The sequence below is a fragment of the Photobacterium sp. R1 genome, assembly GCF_054600795.1.
The window spans coordinates 1-367 of record NZ_BAAHZP010000212.1; the positions used below are offsets into that span (position 1 = coordinate 1).

Below are 367 nucleotides of genomic sequence, written 5' to 3' on the forward strand. Positions count from 1 at the left end.
TTGTTGCCGGTACGGAGTTGAAGGACGATCTGAAAAATATCGAGCTGGTGCGCCGTGAAGTGGGCATGTGTTTCCAGCACTTCAATTTGTTTCCCCACCTGAGTGTGCTGGAAAACTGTACGCTGGCGCAGATGTGGGTAAAGAAAAAATCGCAGAAAGAAGCTGAAGCCCTGGCAATGAAGTACCTGGAGCGGGTACGGATTGCAGAACAGGCACACAAGTTTCCGGGTCAGTTGTCCGGTGGTCAGCAGCAGCGTGTTGCGATTGCCCGCTCCCTGTGCATGGAGCCGCAAATCATGCTGTTTGATGAGCCGACCTCCGCGCTTGATCCGGAAATGGTGCGTGAGGTGCTGGATGTGATGGTTGA

At 53.7% G+C, this 367-nt stretch carries 1 protein-coding gene; it reads left to right on the plus strand.

All coding sequences use genetic code 11. From position 1 onward, the window contains the following. A partial coding sequence (locus ACYP03_RS24715; protein WP_459782486.1) for an amino acid ABC transporter ATP-binding protein occupies nt 1-367 on the plus strand: 367 nt, incomplete at both ends.